10 protein-coding genes are annotated in these 20,222 nt (G+C 42.1%); all 10 read left to right on the top strand.

Going from position 1 to position 20,222, the window contains the following annotated elements; genetic code table 11:
- The first annotated feature begins 4 nt into the window (after positions 1-4).
- The 10 genes from N7E81_RS02025 (at position 5) to N7E81_RS01980 (ending at position 20,217) form a co-directional block, all read left to right on the top strand.
- Entirely contained in the window at positions 5-2,320 is a 2,316-nt protein-coding gene (locus N7E81_RS02025; RefSeq protein WP_263051613.1) for a chondroitinase-B domain-containing protein, read from the top strand.
- Positions 2,321-2,397: 77 nt separating this feature from the next.
- The gene (locus tag N7E81_RS02020; RefSeq protein WP_263051612.1) at positions 2,398-3,399 is read left to right on the top strand and encodes a sugar kinase; all 1,002 of its coding nucleotides are present in this window, start codon (positions 2,398-2,400) and stop codon (positions 3,397-3,399) included.
- A 225-nt stretch (positions 3,400-3,624) separates the two neighbouring features.
- Positions 3,625-4,623: a FecR family protein gene (locus N7E81_RS02015; RefSeq protein ID WP_263051611.1), complete on the top strand. Its 999-nt coding sequence runs from the start codon at positions 3,625-3,627 to the stop codon at positions 4,621-4,623.
- Positions 4,598-8,116 carry a SusC/RagA family TonB-linked outer membrane protein gene (locus N7E81_RS02010; protein WP_263051610.1) on the top strand — a complete coding sequence of 1,173 codons (3,519 nt, stop codon included), beginning with the start codon at positions 4,598-4,600 and terminating at the stop codon, positions 8,114-8,116. The genes N7E81_RS02015 and N7E81_RS02010 overlap by 26 nt, the downstream gene beginning before the upstream one ends.
- Positions 8,117-9,514 (top strand): SusD/RagB family nutrient-binding outer membrane lipoprotein, encoded by a 1,398-nt coding sequence (locus tag N7E81_RS02005; protein ID WP_263051609.1) that lies wholly within the window; start codon positions 8,117-8,119, stop codon positions 9,512-9,514.
- 89 nt (positions 9,515-9,603) lie between these two features.
- Positions 9,604-10,215 (top strand): RNA polymerase sigma factor, encoded by a 612-nt coding sequence (locus tag N7E81_RS02000; protein WP_263051608.1) that lies wholly within the window; start codon positions 9,604-9,606, stop codon positions 10,213-10,215.
- Positions 10,216-10,325: 110 nt separating this feature from the next.
- On the top strand, positions 10,326-11,297 hold the full coding sequence (locus N7E81_RS01995) for a FecR family protein (protein WP_263051607.1): 972 nt from the start codon (positions 10,326-10,328) through the stop codon (positions 11,295-11,297).
- A gap of 380 nt (positions 11,298-11,677) precedes the next feature.
- Positions 11,678-14,920 carry a SusC/RagA family TonB-linked outer membrane protein gene (locus N7E81_RS01990; protein WP_263051606.1) on the top strand — a complete coding sequence of 1,081 codons (3,243 nt, stop codon included), beginning with the start codon at positions 11,678-11,680 and terminating at the stop codon, positions 14,918-14,920.
- A 19-nt stretch (positions 14,921-14,939) separates the two neighbouring features.
- The gene (locus N7E81_RS01985; RefSeq protein ID WP_263051605.1) at positions 14,940-16,349 is read left to right on the top strand and encodes a SusD/RagB family nutrient-binding outer membrane lipoprotein; all 1,410 of its coding nucleotides are present in this window, start codon (positions 14,940-14,942) and stop codon (positions 16,347-16,349) included.
- 22 nt (positions 16,350-16,371) lie between these two features.
- Positions 16,372-20,217 carry a lamin tail domain-containing protein gene (locus tag N7E81_RS01980; RefSeq protein WP_263051604.1) on the top strand — a complete coding sequence of 1,282 codons (3,846 nt, stop codon included), beginning with the start codon at positions 16,372-16,374 and terminating at the stop codon, positions 20,215-20,217.
- Positions 20,218-20,222: the final 5 nt, after the last annotated feature.

The following is a 20,222-nucleotide window of genomic DNA, read 5'->3' as shown; positions in this document are numbered from 1 at the left end:
ACATATGAAACACTTACTTTTACTATTTACACTATTTGCGACGTTGGCCAGTTGTGATCAATCAACTCCTAAAAAGAGCATAAAAGTTTCAAATAAAGTTGAATTGGAGGATGCCATTTCGAACGCCCAGTCAGGCACTGAAATCATCATGACCAATGGAGAATGGAGTGATATTCAAATCAAATTTACAGGAAGCGGAACCGAAGATCAACCCATTGTGCTTCGGGCAGAGACACCAGGCCAAGTGATCATCCAAGGCCAATCAGATCTGAAATTGGCTGGTGAATATTTGGTGGTAGATGGTCTGTATTTTACAAACGGGGCGTCACCTTCTAATACCGTCATTCAGTTTGCCATTGATAGCAAAACATTCGCCAACCATTGCCGAGTGACCAATTGTGTGATCTTAGACTTCAATAAAGCTCAGCGGAACATGACAGACCTATGGGTACAATTCAGAGGCAGATACAATCAACTCGATCATTGCTATCTAGAAGGAAAGGCTAACCGTGGGCCAACTGTAAGAATTGACTTAGAGGGCAATCAAAGCATTAAAAATTATCATCAGATCAATCACAATTACTTCGGCCCCAGACCACCAAAAGGAGGTCCAAGTGCCGAAACCATTCAAATTGGAAACAGTGGGACTTCTATGTCGCCAAGTCACACTTTGATAGCGAACAATCTATTCGATCGGTGCAATGGCGAAGTGGAGATCATTTCTAGCAAAAGCAATTTCAACGAATTCAGAAACAATGTTTTCTACAAAAGCCAGGGATCGCTGGTGACTAGACATGGTAACTACTGCATCGTAGATGGCAATTACTTCATCGGCGATGATGATTCTCCTGAGGTAGGGGGCGTTCGCCTTATAGGCACTGGCCATTCGGTGACTAACAATTATTTCTACAATCTGCGAGGTGAGATCTTTAGAGCACCCCTTGCCATGATGAATGGCATTCGACGCCCAGCAGTCAATAGATACTTTCAGGTCACGGATGTGGTAGTGGCCTACAACACTTGGGTCAATTGTACCTCACCATGGCAATTTGGTGTAGGGTCAAACGTAGACCAAAAGGAGGTACTCCCTGCGTCAGAAATTCGATCCGAAAGACCTATACGTACGTTGCTCGCCAACAACCTCATCTACAACGGTCATGGAGATGAAATGCCCATCTTTCGCCATGATTCTATTGATGGGATAGACTTTGAAAGTAATTTGATTAATAATCAAGGCGTAGATTTCGAAGGTGTGGATGGACTCGAAGTCCAGAATTTCACAATGAAGGAATTAGAAGAAAACATTTGGGTGCCTACAAGTGATCTCCCGAATGTGGAGGTTTTTAATGGGTTCGAATTTGATAAAATCACTAAGGACTTGTTGGGGAATTCTAGGACAGAAAACCATTTGGTAGGCGCTATAAATGATGCGAATGCACCAAAGCCCAATGTCATGGATCGGTCTTTATATGGCCCAGATTGGTACGACCCTAATCCTGCAACAGTAGCACCCAGCACCCATGTTGTGGACACATCACAAGAATTGGCTAAAGCTGTAGCCAATGCCAAGAGTGGAGATATTGTCGAATTAGCGGCTAAGCAATACGAAATGAATACGCCCCTAAAAATCAACAAAAAGCTAACTATCGTATCGGCTGATACGGCAAGCCAATCGACCATTGTATATACTGGATCGCCTACAACTCCGGCATTTGAAATGAATCCGAAAGCCAAGCTGATATTGAAATCGGTGAATCTTGAAGGAACAGGTGAAAATTATGCCTTTTCGAGTTTGAAAGAAAATATGTCTAGCCTCTATAACCTGAAGGTAAAAGACGTTGAAATATCAAATTTCGAGTATGTACTCAAAGCCTATAAATATTCATTTTCTGAATTTATCAGGTTTGAATCTACTGTGATCAAAAATTGCAACAATGGTATTGAGCTATCAGCTGAAGAGGATGACAGGGGAGACTATAATGCTGAAAATGTTTCTATTATCAATTGTCGATTTGAAGCTGTTGATCAAAATGTGATCGATTATTATCGAGGAGGATATGACGAATCTACCGTCGGAGGAAACTTGGTGGTTAAAGGCAGTACTTTCATAAACTCAGGAAGTAAAGAAAAAGATGGTGTATTGATCAATACCTATGGCATTATCAACGTAGAGATCACAGGCAACGAGTTTCTTAACAACAAAGTAGAGTTTGTAACGAGACTATGGGGAGCCAAAAACAACTCGGAGTCGGACAACACGATTCAGAACTCAGGTAAAATCATCACCGAGCAAAATTTGCCGCTGAAGTTGATGTATTGATCATGAATCTGCATGACGATTAGACAAGTAAGTATAGTTTTAAGGAGGTATTCATTAGAATACGAAAAATAAAGAGCATGGCTAAGAAAGTAATAACATTTGGAGAAGTAATGATGCGATTGTCTCCCCCTGGATATTCAAAATTTTCACAGGCGACATCTTTTGAATTGGCGTATGGAGGAGGAGAGGCAAATGTGGCTATTTCATTAGCCTATCTTGGTGTAAAGGCCACCCATGTCACTCGTTTTCCCAATAACTCTCTGGGTAAAGCAGCAACTCAATTTTTGCGCATGCATTGGCTAAATACCGAGCATGTGTATTATGGTGGAGATAAACTGGGGATGTATTTTTTGGAGAAAGGTGCTGTGCACAGACCCAGTGAGGTGATTTACGAAAGAGAGGGATCTGCTTTTTCTCAAATAAAACCTGAAATGATCGATTGGGAAGACGTGCTCAAAGACGCCGATTGGTTTCATTGGACAGGGATCACCCCAGCTATTTCGGAGGGAGCGGCACAGTGCTGTCTGGATGCCATTAAGACCGCCAACAAAATGGGGATCAAGGTTTCGGGAGACATCAATTCTCGTGATAATATGTGGAAATATGGCAAGACTATGCAGGAAGTGATGCCTGAGCTGGTGAAAAATTGTGACATCGTGATTACCAGTAGCTATGGCATTCATCAAATATTGGGTTTGGTAGAGCCAGACGATAAGTTTCGATATTCAGCCAAGCGACTTATGGACGCCTATCCCAGAATTGAAAAAGTGGTAGGTAAAACCAGAAAATCCATCAGTGCTTCTCACAATCAAATACAGGGCAAAATGTGGAACGGGAAAGAATATAATAAAACCGAAATGTTGAACATCACACACGTCATCGACCGTGTGGGGACCGGAGATGCGTTTGCTTCGGGTCTTATTTATGGATTGATGCACTATGATGATGATAAAGCTTTGGATTTTGCATCAGCGGCTTGCGCACTCAAGCATACTGTTCCTGGCGATGTAAATTTGGTGTCCCTAGATAACGTCATAAGTCTAATGGGTGGCGATACTTCGGGAGCAATTAGAAGGTAACCAGAAATACAAATGGTTGTTGCTCTAAGGGTAAGGAGAGGCTAGATTAGCTGTCTGATAAATAGTTTTAAAATCATAGAATATTCGTGTTTGAGTGACATAGGGTTTGTATGATATAGGGTAGAAAAGATTTTCATTCGATCCATGTGGGTATTCATGTCGCTCGTTTTTTTTAAGTAGTTTTGCCAAATTGCTGATCATCTAAGTTCAGAGAAATTTTTTAAAATGGACTATCACAAGTTTAACACAGAGGAGTTTCTTGCCGACGAGACATTCCAAAATTGGGTAAAAGACGGCAGAAAGGATGATTTCATCCAAACCTTTGTACGATCAGATGAGGAGCAAATTCAAAAAGTGAATCAGGCTTCGGCAGTCTTAAATACATTGAAGGCCAAACCACATCCACCAATAGCACCTGATCATATCAAGTCAAAGTGGGGTCAGCTTGAGCATATTTTGCAGGAGGATACACCAGCTACAACTCCTACTGAAGTTAGAGATAAGAGTTCGTGGATTAGATATGCAGCTGCTGTTGCTCTACTCATGCTTTCGTATGTGGGTTATTGGTATTGGGGCCAGCCCATCGGACGAATCGAACACACGACTCCTTATGCCACCAACTCAACCATTCTACTCAAGGATGGCACAGAGGTTACTCTTAATTCCAACTCTACTTTACAAGTAGCTGAAGACCTTCAGCAAGGGAATGAACGTGAGGTATGGTTAAATGGGGAAGGTTTTTTTAGAGTAAACAAAGACACAAAAGACAATAGACCTTTTGTTGTACATGCAGGAGGCTTGGATATTGTAGTGCTTGGTACCGAGTTTAATGTCAGATACCGAGACGAGCATACGTTGGTTGCCCTTCGAGAGGGCAGTATCATGATGAAGGCTAGAGACAAACCTGAATTGATGATGCGACCTGGTCAAGTTTGGAATTACAATCAGACAAAGAATGAATGGAGGCAAGAGAAACGAAATCAAGAGGCGTTATATGCTTGGTTAGAACACAAAATAATACTTGATGACACTCCTTTGATTGATTTGACCAATACCATTGAAACAAATTTTGGTTTGAAGGTGGAGATATTAGATGCTTCACTCAAGACAAGTAAACTAAGTGGAACCATACCTGACGATGACTTGGATGTCATATTCGACGTAATACAAGAATTATTGGAAGTCAAAATAGACAGGGATGGCAAAGTGGTCAGAATATACTAGGTTCCTGCCAATAGTAAGCGAGGTCAGGTCTTCGCTTATTGTACGTTCTGTACATTCTATAGCTTGGTTGTGGGCGGTATCCTTTTCTGTGTCCTATGCGCAAATTAAAGACCATTCGAATTCTGCTCAAATAGTAAAAAAAACATCCCTAGGCGAAATTTTAGATCAAATAGCGTCTCAATATCAAGTAGATTTTGTGTACGAATCAGAAGTGGTAAATCGAGCACTTGGCGAATTTGAAATTGATGCCCAAGGCGAAATTGAAACTGTTTTAACTCAGCTTTTGTCTCCTCTACACTTGAGGTTCATTAAAGTATCAGATAATATTTATGCGATTAAATTTGATGGCATACCGCATGAAAAGGTAGTGATATCGGGCATAGTCCGTACTCACACAGGCAATCAGGTTTTGCCAGGGGTAAGTGTCCGGTCTACTACTTCTAATGTCGGCACCATTACCGATGTGGATGGTCAGTTTAGTGTACTTCTAGATCAGAATAGCGATGAAAGACTAACTTTTTCTTATGTGGGTTATGAGAAGACAGAGGTCAAACTTGGTGACGCTACTTATTTGGAAGTACAGTTGAAGCAGGATGATTTGGAGTTGTCAGAAGTAGTCGTCGTTGCTTCGGGAATGAATGGAAACAAAAGAGAACTAGGGTATTCGGTTCAGAATGTAGACCTAGCTGATGTGATTCAGTCGCACGAATCCAACCTAGTCAGTGCTTTAAGTGCCAAAGCTGCCGGTGTGAACGTAATTGGTACTTCTGGTTCACCAGGCGCCTCGGCCAACATTCAAATTCGAGGATACAAATCCATCAATTCATCTAATCAACCCTTGTTTGTCTTAGATGGTATGATCATTAGCAATACGACCTCGGGCAATACATCAGGCGGAGTAGATGTATCTAATCGAGTCATAGATATCAATCCACACGACATCAATAAAATCACCATTCTCAAAGGACCTGCGGCCACCGTACTTTACGGCTCACGAGCTGCCAATGGTGCTGTTATGATCAATACAAACCGAGGGACAGAGAGTAAAACAAGGATTGCTTTTTATTCGGAAACTGGATTTTCAAAAGTAAATAAACTGCCAGCAAAACAAAGAACGTATGCGCAAGGCAGACCGTATACGGGAGTCTTTGTATATCGTGGCCCAGAGACGGGAGAGCCCAATTCATACGGGCCTCGCATCGATCAATTAGAGTATGATGGTGATACTTCCTATCCGTACGACACCAACGGAAGCCTCGTCCCAATAGGTACAGGCAATGGAAAACCAGCGAATAGTTACGACGACTACGATGCCTTTTGGGTCACAGGTTATAGACTTGATAATAACATATCATTTACTGGAGGATCAAATTTGATTAAGTATTATTTCTCTCTGGGTCATTTGTTCCAATCTGGAATTATTCCTACATCTACTTTTGTTCGAACTTCAATGAAGGCGAATATTGATTTTGATCTGACAAGCAAATGGAGAGTGGGAGTATCTACTAGCTTGGTCAACTCAGGAGGTGAACGAGTTCGACGCGGATCAAATGTGTCTGGAGTCACAGCAGCTCTGTATAGAAACACGACTACATTCGATATTGGCAACGGTAAAACAGGCAAATCGGCCTCTAATGATCCTACATCCTATCAGCTACCCAATGGTGAGCAACGAGCCTATAGAGGTAACGCGCTCTACGATAACCCGTTTTGGGTCACCAACAAAATCCCATATACCGACAAAGTAAACCGAGTCATTGCCAATACCCATTTTTCGTACGACTGGACTTCATGGCTTTTTTTGACAGCCAAAATAGGAATAGATAATTATATAGACAGTCGAGATTCCGCTTGGGATATCAACTCTTCCTCTGAGCCATCAGGTAGAGTAGATCAGTCCACTTTATTTTCGCGTAGGTATAACGTGGATTTTAATATCAACCTAAACAAAGACCTCTCGCCTAAATTTTCATTACAAAGTACGATTGGATATAATTATTATAGTCAACTTTTTGAAGCAAAGACTACTACGGGCACGGATCTCGCCATTTATGGGTTTTATGATATTAGCAATGCTACTCAGGTCATTTCGGATAGAGAAATTAATAGAAGCAAGCTGGTAGGGGTGTTTGCAGATGTCAAGTTATCTTATCAAGATTATCTATTCCTGCAATTGGCTGGTAGAAATGATTGGTCATCAACTTTGCCAAAGAAAAACAACGCATATTTCTACCCAGCTGCTAGTTTGGCTATTGATCTGGCCGAAGGATTACGTATGTCTTCGTCTGCAATCAGTCAAGTAAAATTGAGAGGGTCTTATGGCCTTGTGGGCAATGACCCTACCATTTATCAAACTCAAGATTCCTATAGAAATACCGTGATCGATGGTGATGGGATATTGAGCTCGTCCGAATTTCCTGCATTCAATGTCAATGCTTTTGAGAGAAATGGGAGAAAGGGTAATGATGAACTTCTTCCTGAGGTCACAAAAACCATAGAGTTAGGTACTGATCTAGGTTTGTTCAATCACACATGGAACATAGATGTTACGTACTACAAAGCCATTACATCAGATGCGTTGGTTACCGTTACCCTGCCGGGGCCATCTGGCTACACCTCTATCGTTGAAAATTCTGGTGAAATAGAGAATAAGGGGTTGGAAATAGCAACCCAGATGTATTGGGTAGATAGAAAGGACTGGACCTGGACAACAAATCTAAATTATACGCGAAATCGATCGATGGTTCGGTCACTGGGAGAGAATATAGAGCGGGTTACTTTAGCAGAGTTTTCCAATATATCCAGCATCAATCTGGTAGGGCAGCCGTTTGGTGTCTTTAGTGGCACCCGATACAGACGGGACGATCAAAACCGATTAGTGATAGGCTCTGATGGTTTCCCTCTTATTGATACAGAGCAAGGACTGATTGGAGACCCTAATCCAGATTGGACATTAGGTATTAGTAATCGATTCAGGTACAAATCACTGACCTTATCTATACTTTGGGATATCAAAAAAGGAGGCGATATGTGGAACGGCACCAAAGGTGTAATGGACTATCTGGGTATATCCAAAGAGTCTGGGGATCTACGAGAGGTGAAGGATTATGTGTTTGATGGTGTGTTGGCTAATGGACAAGTGAATGACATTCCTGTTGATTTTGCTAATCCTGCATTGGGTCTGAATGGTATCTATTGGCGTATCGGAGGTTTTTTAGGTGTCGCAGAAAACAATATTGAAGATGCATCTTGGGCCAGATTGCGAGAGCTGACCCTCGATTTCGAACTTCCTAGAAATTGGATTGAGGATATGAAGATTTTTTCATCGCTCAACGTTTCCTTGTATGGTAGAAATTTGTGGCTTATCACAGATTACTCTGGAATAGATCCAGAGACTAACCTCTATGGCCCTTCCAATGCTCAAGGCTGGGATTATTTCAATTTACCCAATACCAAAAGCTATGGGTTTGTGTTAAATGCAAAGTTTAATTAAATGGCTGGGTTAAAGAAGAAATATGTAGGCTGGTTATTAGTCGTATTAGGTTTCGTTTCTTGTGATTTCGGAGATACTAATATTGACCCAACCTCTTTTGCAGATGTAAATGTTAGTCTCCTGCTTCCTTCTGCTCAAGCACAGACGGTTAAAAATCTATCCTCTATAGGTTTACGAGTTACGGGTTCGGTTATCCAACATTTCGAAGGTATCGAAGCGCAGACAGAGACATATACTTCTTATTTAATCAATGAAAATGAGTTAGACCAATATTGGCGTACAGGGTTGTATGCAGCAGCACTTAGAGATAGCCATCTTATCATCAATAAAAGTGATGGACGCTACCCTCATTATGAAGGAGTGGCTAAAATACTTATCGCGATCAATTTGGGCATTGCTACTACCTTCTGGGGAGATGTGCCTTATAGCGATGCTTTTGTAGAAGACAATAATACCCCTAAATATGATGAGCAGTATCAGATTTATGAACGCATCCAAGAGTTATTAGGAGCGGCTATACTGGATCTAGCTGCTCCTAGCGAATTAGAGCCTAGGCGCGATGACCTCATATTCGGTGGTGATATAGATGCGTGGGTGGCTACTGCTAGAGCTCTTCAGGCCAGATACTATCTGCATTTGTCTAAAAGAGACCCAGAGGCAGCGAACAAAGCCCTGGCAGCTATTGGTGCGGGTGCTGAGTTGGGGATAGATAATACGCCTGAATTTCCATATGCCGACAATTTAAACGAAGCAAATCCGTTTGCTAGATTCGGTGAAGATAGACCCAATCAATTGGCATTAGGTGATTTTATGACATCTATATTGTCATCTACCAACGATCCTAGAATGTCTGTTTATAGTGTTTTTTCCAATGGGGTCAATTTGCTGTATGATAGAGACAATAGTCAACTATATTGGGGACAGTTTGATGCACCTATGGCTTTGACGACAGTAACCGAAGTTCAGTTTATTAAGGCTGAGTGTTATCTAAGACAAGGCAACGAAGCACAGGCAGAGCAAATGCTACAGCAGGCAATTGAATCTAGTATGGACGGTTTGGGTATTTCTAAACCAGAGATTGATACTTTTTTGATTCACTTGCCGCAGCTCACTACCTTGTCTGGCTTCGAAGAGCAATTGCAGTTGATCATCGAACAAAAATATGTAGCCCAATTTGTACAAGGTAGTATAGAGTCTTGGGTTGATTATCGCCGAACTGGCTATCCAGTTCTGATTCCACCGTCTAATGCTAATGAAAGTTTCAATCCAACTAAGGTGGTACCCCGCAGGTATTTGTATCCTATCAGCGAGCGAATTACCAATGCAGACAATTTACAACAAGCCATCCAGAGACAAGGAGGTCATTTGCTAGATATTGATATGTGGGCTTTTAAATGAGGCTAAATTTATTGATACTACGATAATCTGCTTAGATTGTGCCAAAAACCAACCTAAAGAAAAGTGATTAGCATATTTTTTCTCATGGAATGAAAAAACAGCAAAGAGAGAGTAATGGTTATGAGGGGTTGGAAGATGTTGCTCTTTGGGCGTTGGTTGCAAAATCAGACCTGAAGGCCTTGGCCTATATCTATGAAAAACAGTACACCAATCTCTATTATTTTGGACTTAGTTGCAGCAAAGATGAGGGGCTGACAGAAGATGCTATTCAAGACCTTTTTATCAAAGTCTGGGACAAACGTACCAGTATCCATATCAAATTAAGCATCAAATCTTATCTGATCTCTGCTTTGAGGAGAATTATTATAGATAAGCTGACTGCTCAAAAAAAGGTATTATCAGTCGATGGTGAATTCCCCGAAGGCTTCGAACCTTCATTGTCTGTTCAAGATTTGATGATCTCAGAAGAACTGGACGAAGAGCGGAGAGGGCAGATAGAGCATGCCCTTAGCCTACTTACCAAAAAACAGAGAGAAATGATCTATCTCAGGTTTTTTCAGGAGATGTCATACGATGAAATCGCAGAATCACTTAAAATCAGAAACCAATCTGTAAGAAACTGTATCTATGAGGCGATGAAAATCATGAAAGGTTCACTGTCGATTATATTGCTTGTGTTGGGTGGATTAGCTCATTGGTGATACAGAGGCTGGTTAAAAATCATGATGCGATTGTGATGAAAAGCTGAGATAGATAATTTTTTTTTATTTTTTTTCAGTACAAAAAGGATAGTTGTCTGTCTACTTTTCAAATGACAGACAAAAACATCCATACGAACGATCCGATAAGTTTCTTAGCGTCTGATGAAAAATTTCAGGACTGGGTTTGGCGTGGTGAGCACGCTGCCTACTGGGAGACATGGTTTGAGCAGCATAGCGAATATCGACCTTACAAGGATCAGGCGAAGTTACTTGTACTTGCCTTTAAGCCTTTATCCACTACACAGATAACGCAGATTCCAGTTGGGGCCTTTTCAAATCGTAAAACGAAGCCATTTTGGGCACAGCCAGCAGTTTGGAGATATGCCGCTTCTATTTCTTTACTTCTCTTGTTTGCATGGGGGTTGTTCCAATGGTCGGAGCCAGCGACTATGATCTATGCTACGGGATATGGTGAGCAAAAGACTTTTGTGCTTGCAGACCAAACTCAAATCACCTTACAGGCAAATTCTAGTTTAGAGGTCTTCACCCATTGGGATGAGTCCTCCAGTAGGTCTGTCCGCCTCATCGGTGGAGAAGCTTTTTTTGAGGTTACCAAAAAACCGCTGGCTACCAGACCAAAATTCGAAGTACATGCCAATGAGCTGACAGTAGAAGTATTGGGCACTTCCTTTGCTGTCCGATCCAGAAGGCAGCGTACCGATATAGCCTTGATAGAAGGTAAGGTAAATGTGCTGGTTTCGGATAGACTCAAGGCGACTCTGAAACCTGGAAATACATGCTCCTATTTGCCAAATGGCAAATTTGAAAAGGCCGACCAGGGAGCCGAAGATGACACCGCATGGCTCAGTAGAAAGCTTCATTTGCACATGACACCTACAGCCGAAGTGGCACAAACCATGGAGGATTTATATGGCGTATCTGTAGTATTTGCAGACGCATATCAAGGCAAAAAATTGTCGGGTAATCTACCCCTAGACGACCTTGATGTTTTGCTATCGGCCATAGCGATATCTCTAGATGCTCAAGTTCATCACGACAATCAGATCATTCATATTAAATAAACAATTGATGGCGAATATCTTCACTTTCCAATTTTTACAATCATTCAGACAGGTTGTCGGAATGACTCCTTTAGAAAATAGAACTAAGGGAAGTACCCAAAACATGACCACGTCTTGTGGTTATGAGAGGCCAAGTTCTTTTTCGACTAAAATACAAGAGAGTGGATCACCGTCGCAATATCGGCTAAGGCAAATTAGAAATAGCAATTTCAGCATCGTAGGAAAGCACAACTCGCATAATCTTTTGGTCAGAGCTAGAAGGCAAACTGGGTTTTCCCCTAGATACATTTTACCCATTCTGAGTATCAGATTAGGATTACTTACCATGGCTAGTAGGCCAATGATTTCATCATTCAATTAATATATGTAAACAAAAAAAAATGGATAGAACGTTACTTAAAATTTTATTGGTTTGTCTTATTCTGACTTGTCACCAATCGTTGCTAGCACAGCATAAGGTGACAGGTACAGTATATGACAACAGTGGCCCTTTAATAGGGGCTACCGTGCAGCTAGAAAATTCGGCTGTTGGTGTAATATGTGATATTGATGGAAATTTTTCTATCGAAGTGCCAGACGAAAATGCCTCGATCAAGGTCAGCTTTGTGGGGTATGAACCACAAACGGTATTTGTAGGCACACGTACCCGTGTGGATGTGAGCCTCATTCTAAATGTAAACGAGTTAGAAGAGGTTGTTGTCAGTGCACTTGGATTTGAGCAAAAAAAGGACAACTTGGGCTCTACCTCTTCTGTAGTAAAGACCGAAGAACTATTGCGATCTGGAGAGACCACCATTATCAATAGTTTGTCTGGCAAAGTCGCAGGTGTTAAAGTAACCAGAGGCAATGGAGACCCAGGAGCTGGTGCTTCTATCCAGATCAGAGGGCAAAATACGATCGGAGGATCAACTCAGCCTTTGATTATTGTAGATGGAGTGCCATTGGCGAATAACAGTATAAATGGTGCTGGAAATGGAATCACAGGTGGTTCTTCAGGAGGTACTTCCCAGCAGTCCCGACTCAACGATATAAATCCCAACGATATAGAATCGATGCAAGTACTGAAAGGTGCATCGGCAGCGTCTCTTTGGGGGTCTAGAGCGGCTAATGGTGTGATCGTAATTACCACCAAAAGAGGGAAGTCAGGTAGGCCAAAAATCGAATACAATGCAACCTATTCATTAGATGAAATAAATGTAAAGCACCCGATGCAGAGCACTTATGGTCAAGGGGCTAATGGTGCCTGGGATCCTACCGCTCGAAACTCATGGGGAGATAGGATTGCCGATCGGTCAGGAACGCCAGATGAAGTCGATTTCTTTGGCGAATATTTTGAGGCTGCCGATGGCACACTGTACTATCCAATTGTCTCCAAAAATTCGCAGGAAACTTATGTAGACCGAAATTTTGATCAAGTTTTTCAAAGAGGACACTTTTTTCAACAAGATCTATCCATCAGTGGAGGTGGAGACAAATCAACTTTCTTTTTCAGTTTCGGAAAATTGGATCAAGAGGGCATCATTCGTAATAGCGATTACAACAGGTATAATGTTCGGCTCAATGGAGATACCCGATTCAATGATTGGTTGAGCATGAGTGCCAAGGCTTCTTATACCAATACCAATTCGAACAGAATTCAGCAAAATTCAAATGTGTCGGGTATGTATGTGGGTTTGCTCAGGTCTGCCCCAGATTTTAACAATGCCGATTATATAGGAACGTATTATGACGGATTGGGAGGGATATATGAACGAAGGCAGCGGGCATATAGAAATCAGCTCGGCCAAAATGAAGACCCAATATATACCAATCCACAGTGGGCTACAGACGAGCAGTTGGCCACTACTCAAGTGGATCGTTTTACTATTACCCCTCAGATCAATGTAGATCCGTTAGATTGGTTAGGGTTTACATTTAGAGGAGGAGCGGATGTTTTCACTGATACTCGTGAATATTTCTTTCCGAAAAATTCTGCGTCAGCAGGTAGAAAAATCGGAGTTCAGGCACAAGATATACTCACAAGGAAACAATTGAATTTTGATGCGATTACAAAAATGTCTTTTAATCTAAATAAAGACATTGGATTGCAAACCACATTGGGATGGAATATCACTCAAAGTGAAGGAGAGTCTTTTTATATGCATGTGGAAAACTTTGAGGCCAATACAGATTTCGCCACTTTTGAGTTGGTCACCAATCAGAATTTTTCCAGTCTTAGCAAGACGGCATTTATTACCAGATCAAACAGAGGATACGCACAGGCTTCAGTAGATCTCTATGATCAGGTATTTGTAAATGTGAATGGTGCACTAGAAGCAGCATCTACTATCGCAGACAACTTCTTTTATCCTTCTACCGACGTCGCTTGGCAGTTTACACGGTTGCCCATATTTAATAACCAAAATATTTTATCGTTTGGTAAAATTCGAGGGTCTTGGGGTAAAGTAGGTATCAGACCGTCGGCTCACAGATCGCAAACACTTACTGATGGCGGTTTTTCAGTCAGTACTTATAACGATGCCTTGGATGTATCCGTCTTCGGTGGAGGCTTCAGGTTAGACGATGATCAGGGAAATGATGACCTAAGGCCTGAGGTGAAAACCGAATACGAAGCAGGAGCGGATTTTAGGTTTTTAAAAGATAAGCTAAACGTGTCTTTCACCTACTATTACAATAAAATAGAAGACATACTTCTCGATATCGCTAAGCCTGCATCTACTGGATTTACCAATATATACATGAATGCAGGCTCGATGGAGAACAGAGGGGTCGAGCTAGAATTAGACTATCAGTTGCTCAGAACACCTGATTGGTCGATAAACGTGAGTGCCAATTTTAACAGAAACAGAAATGAGGTATTGAGCCTGTACGGGGCAGAATCTGTTAATCTAACAGGAGAAGCCATCAGCTCGAGGGCTGTGGTAGGAGAGCCACTAGGAGTGCTCTGGGCCAACAAGGCGGAGAGAAATGAGGATGGTACATTAGCGTTAGATGCTAACGGTTTTCCTTTGACCGACGTTTTGGGCGGTGTAGTGGGCGACCCAAACCCAGAATGGAGGGGAGGAGCTGCCTTGGATTTGCGTTGGAAAAACCTAAAGCTTAACCTACTTTTTGAGCATTCTCATGGTGGGCAGTTTGCAGACCGGACCAGAATGGTGCTTTATGGGTTTGGAACACATGCAGATGTGGGCAATGACGTAACCTTGGGGCAAGATGTTCGCAATCTAAACGGTCAGCTTTTTACTGCCGGCACTACAGTGAGAGGCAACGTGGCAGACTTTGGAGCAGGCCCAGTGCTATTAGATGAGGCATGGTACACTACCAAAGGGGGTGGATTTGGCTCTGGTGTTATTTATGAATTGTTAATTAGTGAAGATGCGAGCTGGACCAAGTTGAGAGAAGTTTCCTTGGGCTATACCCTCAATACACCTTGGCTACAGGAGACGCTTAAATTGAGTAGTGTAGAATTTACAGCGACAGGCAGGAATCTCGCGCTTTGGACAGATATCATCGGCATAGATCCTGAAACCAGTCAATTCGGAGTGAACAATGGTTTTGGAACTGAGTATTTCACCAATCCTAGTTCGAGATCAGTCCTATTCTCGGTCAAAATCACTTATTAATTAGAAAATCAACGAAATCATGGAACGAATTAAATATCTATTACTTATATCTATCCTATTTTCTGCTTTTTCCTGTACCGATTTGGTAGATGATATTAATAAAGATCTGACAGAATTAGACCCAGACGCAGTACCACCAGAAGCATTGCTGAGAGGAGCTCAGTTATCAAACATCATGGTACAGCAGGGGCACGCATTGAGAATTTCCGCCCTTTATAGTGGACAGATGGTTGGTTATGCGGTAGACTATGGAGCGCTTTATAGTTACAATTTTGCATCTACTACAGGAAATACAACTTGGACACGAGCCTATCAGGGCGTAGTGCCTCAGGTACGATTGATCCTGTCTAAGTTGGGCGATAGAAATGTGCTATTGCAAGGTATTAGTCAAGTACTCGAAGCACATTCGGTAGGCACATGTGCTTCTCTTTTTGGAGATGTGCCCTACACACAAGCCTATAATGAGGAGATCGATGAGCCTGATTATGAGTCTCAGGTTAGTGTTTTTCAAAATTTACAAGTGCTTTTGGATCTGGCTATAGAAAACTTCGAAGCGTCTTTTTCCGGCGTGACTTTGGCCGAAGACATTTATTATGGTGGCGATAGAGACAAATGGCTAGAGGCTGCATGGACACTGAAAGCCCGATATTATATGCATATGAAGGATTATGAATCTGCATATGCTGCAGCTCAAAAGGGTATTGTGTCGGCAGAAAATACGATGTATTTCACGCCGTTTGGAGACGAAGATCAGAATGGTAATAAAAACACATTCTATACACTCATGCAAAGTACCAGAAGTGGCGACATTGGCACGGCATCGAGTTATCTTATGGACGTGCTGAATCCGTCTGGAGTCAATAGCAGAAATAACGCTAAAACAGACGAAAGAGCTAGGTATGAGTATTATAAAATAGCACCTGGGAGTACTGGGATTGCCGATATGTACGAACCACAACGGTTGATTTCTTATGAAGAAAACATTCTCATTTTGGCAGAAGCAGGTACTCGTACGATAGATATGGCTACAGGACTGGCACACCTCAACGAATTGAGAGCTTGGCTAAATGGGGGTGAATTTTTGAATGATAATTTCGCTTCTCTTTCGCACGTTTATAATCCATACCTTTCTACGGATTTTCTACCTGGAGGAATAGAAAATGCAGACGGCATAGCTCAGTCGCGTGCTCTGCTTAGGGAAATTATCGAAGAGAGATATGTGTCAGGTTTTTTGACTTATATGCCATTTGACGATGCGAGACGTTTACGAAAATCTGATAGTGACATTGCTGTAGCTATTCCTTTAAACTCGCCTTCTGCTTCGCAGCAACCAGAAAGGTTTATCTATCCAGCCAATGAGATCAATACTAATTCGAATATACCCACACCATTACCTGATTTGGTACTTGTCACTGAGGTGAATAAATAATTAGAACTTAAATACGATCACAATGAAAAAAATGTACTACAATTTTATACATATTACACTAGTTCTGTTATTGACCAGTTTCTTGGTTCAAGCCCAAACTACTGTAGAGTTTTCTTCGGCTTCGGCTATAGTTACAGAGGACGGCGTTACGTTCGATCTTACCATTGATATTGCCAATGAAGACGCCATTCCTACTGTTGTAGATGTGGTGCTGACGGCTGGTACGGCTGGAGATATAGACAACTATACTACCCAGCAGGCGACATTCCCAGCATCAAGTTCAGATTCGCAAACCATCAGTATTACTATCACAGACGATGGAGAGGTAGAGAGCGCAGAGACATTCACTTTTGCACTTCAGAATGTGAGTGGTGGGAATGCTGCAGAAGTAGGAGCACAAGCTGCTTTTGATTTGACCATATACGACAATGAGACCACGTCTTCTGATTTGATTATCAATGAAATTCTTGCTGATCAAACTCCAGATGTAGATGCCAACGGGGTGGATGGTGTTTCTTCTGATGATGAGTTTATAGAGTTTGTCAATACAAGCGCCTCTCCATTGGATATTAGCGGATATCAGATCTTTGATAAGGTGTCACAATTTAAGGTCAGACATATTTTTCCTGCTAGTACTGTGGTGCCAGCAGGTGGTGCCATAGTAGTTTTTGGAGGAGGTTCTCCTGTAGGTTCTTTTGGAAATAGTTTGGTACAGACCGCTTCTGAGGGTGAAGGTCTTGGTGCCACTAATACCAATGAGACCTTTGTTATCACAGATGCTTCGAACAACACGATCTTATATTATACCTATGGCAGTGAGGGAGGCAATAGCCATTCTATAACCAGAGATCCTGACATTACAGGGGCTGTCAATCCCATGACAGAGCATACAGTAGCTACTGGTTCGGCAGGTGCGTTGTGTTCGCCAGGTACCAAGATCAATGGAGACTTGTTTATAGAGCCATCAGTCACTGTGGTACAATTCAATGCTGCTACCGCTAGTGTAAATGAAGGAGACGGTACAGTAGATATTACGGTTACTATTGTAGGGGAAGATGCCAGCGTGGCTACCACAGTGAATGTGGTACTCACGTCTGGTACTGCAGCAGATTTGGGCAATTATACAACGCAGCTGGTCACGTTTCCAGCAGGATTTAGCGATTCGAAGACCGTTACCATCACACTTTCGGACGACGATGAGATAGAGGGGGATGAGGATTTTGTTTTTAGTTTGGAAAATGTGGCAGGAGGCAACTCTGCCGAACTGGGTGCACAGTCTTCTATTACACTATCAGTGGTCGACAATGACTTTGGCCCGACAGATTTGGTGGTCAACGAATTTATGCCGTGGCCTGCGGGATCTACTTCGGATGACACAGAATTTGACGCCAATGGAAATGGTTCGTACAGTGCCTTTTCAGATGAATACATCGAATTTGTAAACTCAGGTGATACAGACTTAGACATCTCTGGCTGGAAAATTAATGACGGTGTTGATCGGCACATTTTCCCAGACCCTACCGTCATTCCAGCAGGAGGCGCATTGGTAGTGTTTGGAGCAGGATCATCACCAGTCGGAACGTTTGGAAATAGTCTGGTGCAGGTTGCTTCATTAGGTGAAGACCCAGGTGCATCCTTGGGTATGCTCAACTCTGAGGATGAGTTTTTTATTTTGGATGATACCGATGCCATAAGGTTGACTTTTTCATATACCGATGGGGCAAGGGCAGTTGCTTTTGTGCGAAACCCAGACATTACGGGAGATTTCGTGACTCACCCTGCCATTTCGGCCTATAAGAATCAGGACGATACCAATGCTAAAGCCTCGCCAGGGTTGAAGGTAGACGGAACGTTTTTTATAGAACAAACTTCTACATTGGTTCAGTTTACCTCTCCGTCTATATTGATCGATGAAGGAGATGGGAGTTTTACCATTGGGGTAACCATATCTCAGGAAGACAACACCAATGCCACTACAGCCAATGTGGCGCTAATTTCGGGAGATGCTGCAGATCTAAACAATTATACCATAGAGCCTATTACTTTTCCAGCAGGTAGTAATCAAGAACAGTTTGTTACGGTGACGATTACGGATGATACAGAGGTAGAGGGTATACAGCAGTTTACATTTGAATTACAAAATGTAGCTGGTGGTACAAACGCCAAAGTAGGAGCTACGAGTACTACTCAGGTTACCATGGATGACAATGATTTCCCACCTTCTAGTTTGGTGTTGAATGAATTTCTTCCTTATCCATCGTCTACTAGTGTAACAGATCCCGCCGAAGTAGATGCCAATGGAGATGGAGTCTTTAACGGAACGAATGATGAATTCATGGAGTTTGTAAACGACGGGGTTTCGGACTTGGACATTTCCAATTGGAGTATCGTGGCTAACGATCAAACCAGGCATGTTTTCCCTTCTGGCACGGTGATAAATGCAGGTTCTGCCTTGGTATTGTTTGGAGGAGGTAGTCCCGAGGGTAGCTTTGGAGGAGCTTCTGTACAAATAGCCTCAGAAGGGCTCTCTGGTTTGGGGATTTTAAACTCAGGTACGAAAATATCCATATTTAATGACCTAGATGAAGAGGTATATGCCTATAGCTATAACTCGACAAACATTGGCGTATCCTATACAAGAAATCCAGATATCACTGGCGACTTTGAACTGCATCCAGTTTTAGGAGGACTCACGATTTCTCCTGGTACCAAAGTAGACGGTACACCTTTCGTAGTAGATAATTCCACCAAGGTGTCTTTTCCTGTGGCACTAGGTGGAATAGGAGAGGGCAATGTGACTTTCGAATTAGAAGTATCTATAGAAAAAGCAAGCGCAGACCATGCGACGATGGTAGATGTCATATTATCGTCAGAAAACTTGGATGGAGATTTGGTCTACTCTACACAGACCGTGACCTTCCCTGCTGGTAGTTCCGAGAGTCAATTTGTGGAAATTAATGTGATCGATGATGATTTACTCGAAGGCGATGAATTATTCACATTTACTTTAGAAAATATATCTGGAGGGTCTACGGCCAAGGCAGGAGCAATAACACAATTTAGCTTTGTCATCTTAGATGATGATGTGCCGCTAGTATTTAACGAAATCCATGCGGATCCCGCCTCTGGTGACCTAGGAGACGCAAACAATGATGGCATAAGAGATGCCGCTGAAGACGAATTTATTGAAGTAGTCAATCGATCTAAAGAAATCATAGACATGAGTGGATACAAATTCTACGATGAATCTGCATTGAGACATGTCTTTTCAGCAGGAACCACACTTCAGCCTGGGCATGCTATTGTGGTTTTCGGAGGAGGAAATCCTAGAGGCATCTTAGGAGCCGAAGTACAGGTGGCGACAGAAGAAGGAGGCTTGAGTCTGACCAATACGGGCGACAAGTTGCGGATCGAGAATACATTGGAAGAAGTACAAGCATCTACGATCTATGGTGAAGATGGAGACAACAATCAGTCAATTACCCGATCTCCAGATATTTATGGTGAATATGCGCTACACTCTCAAGTAGAAGGTGCAAATGGAAAACTGTACTCGCCAGGGAGAAAGGTGGATCAGTCCGTTTTCATCAATATCGTTACCGCTACAGACGACCCTATCAAATTGGAAACCAGTGTGTATCCAAATCCAGCTTCAGATGTCATCGAGATTAGCTTAAGCAATCGTATGGATCATCTTATATTCAATCTATACAACATACAGGGTGAAATGATATTGCAAGCTGATTTGAATCCTGTTTCACAAAATCAGATTCAGGTTTCGGCATTGAAAAACGGACTGTACCTGTATACGATTAGAGACCTCAATGCCAAGAGTATTAATAATGGTAAACTATTGATTAAAAAATAATGAAA

The organism is Reichenbachiella carrageenanivorans (genome assembly GCF_025639805.1).
GTDB classification, from domain to species: Bacteria; Bacteroidota; Bacteroidia; order Cytophagales; family Cyclobacteriaceae; genus Reichenbachiella; species Reichenbachiella carrageenanivorans.
The sequence above is the reverse complement of the archived record's forward strand: the minus strand, read 5'-3'. Positions and strand labels throughout refer to the sequence as shown.

What these genes read in the sequence shown, in the direction of transcription:
- N7E81_RS02000 (WP_263051608.1), top strand. Translation starts at nt 9,604, where the DNA reads ATGAAAAAACAGCAAAGAGAGAGTAATGGTTATGAGGGGTTGGAAGAT.
- N7E81_RS01990 (WP_263051606.1), top strand. Translation starts at nt 11,678, where the DNA reads ATGGATAGAACGTTACTTAAAATTTTATTGGTTTGTCTTATTCTGACT.
- N7E81_RS02010 (WP_263051610.1), top strand. Translation starts at nt 4,598, where the DNA reads ATGGCAAAGTGGTCAGAATATACTAGGTTCCTGCCAATAGTAAGCGAG.
- N7E81_RS02005 (WP_263051609.1), top strand. Translation starts at nt 8,117, where the DNA reads ATGGCTGGGTTAAAGAAGAAATATGTAGGCTGGTTATTAGTCGTATTA.
- N7E81_RS01995 (WP_263051607.1), top strand. Translation starts at nt 10,326, where the DNA reads ATGACAGACAAAAACATCCATACGAACGATCCGATAAGTTTCTTAGCG.
- N7E81_RS02015 (WP_263051611.1), top strand. Translation starts at nt 3,625, where the DNA reads ATGGACTATCACAAGTTTAACACAGAGGAGTTTCTTGCCGACGAGACA.
- N7E81_RS02025 (WP_263051613.1), top strand. Translation starts at nt 5, where the DNA reads ATGAAACACTTACTTTTACTATTTACACTATTTGCGACGTTGGCCAGT.
- N7E81_RS01985 (WP_263051605.1), top strand. Translation starts at nt 14,940, where the DNA reads ATGGAACGAATTAAATATCTATTACTTATATCTATCCTATTTTCTGCT.
- N7E81_RS01980 (WP_263051604.1), top strand. Translation starts at nt 16,372, where the DNA reads ATGAAAAAAATGTACTACAATTTTATACATATTACACTAGTTCTGTTA.
- N7E81_RS02020 (WP_263051612.1), top strand. Translation starts at nt 2,398, where the DNA reads ATGGCTAAGAAAGTAATAACATTTGGAGAAGTAATGATGCGATTGTCT.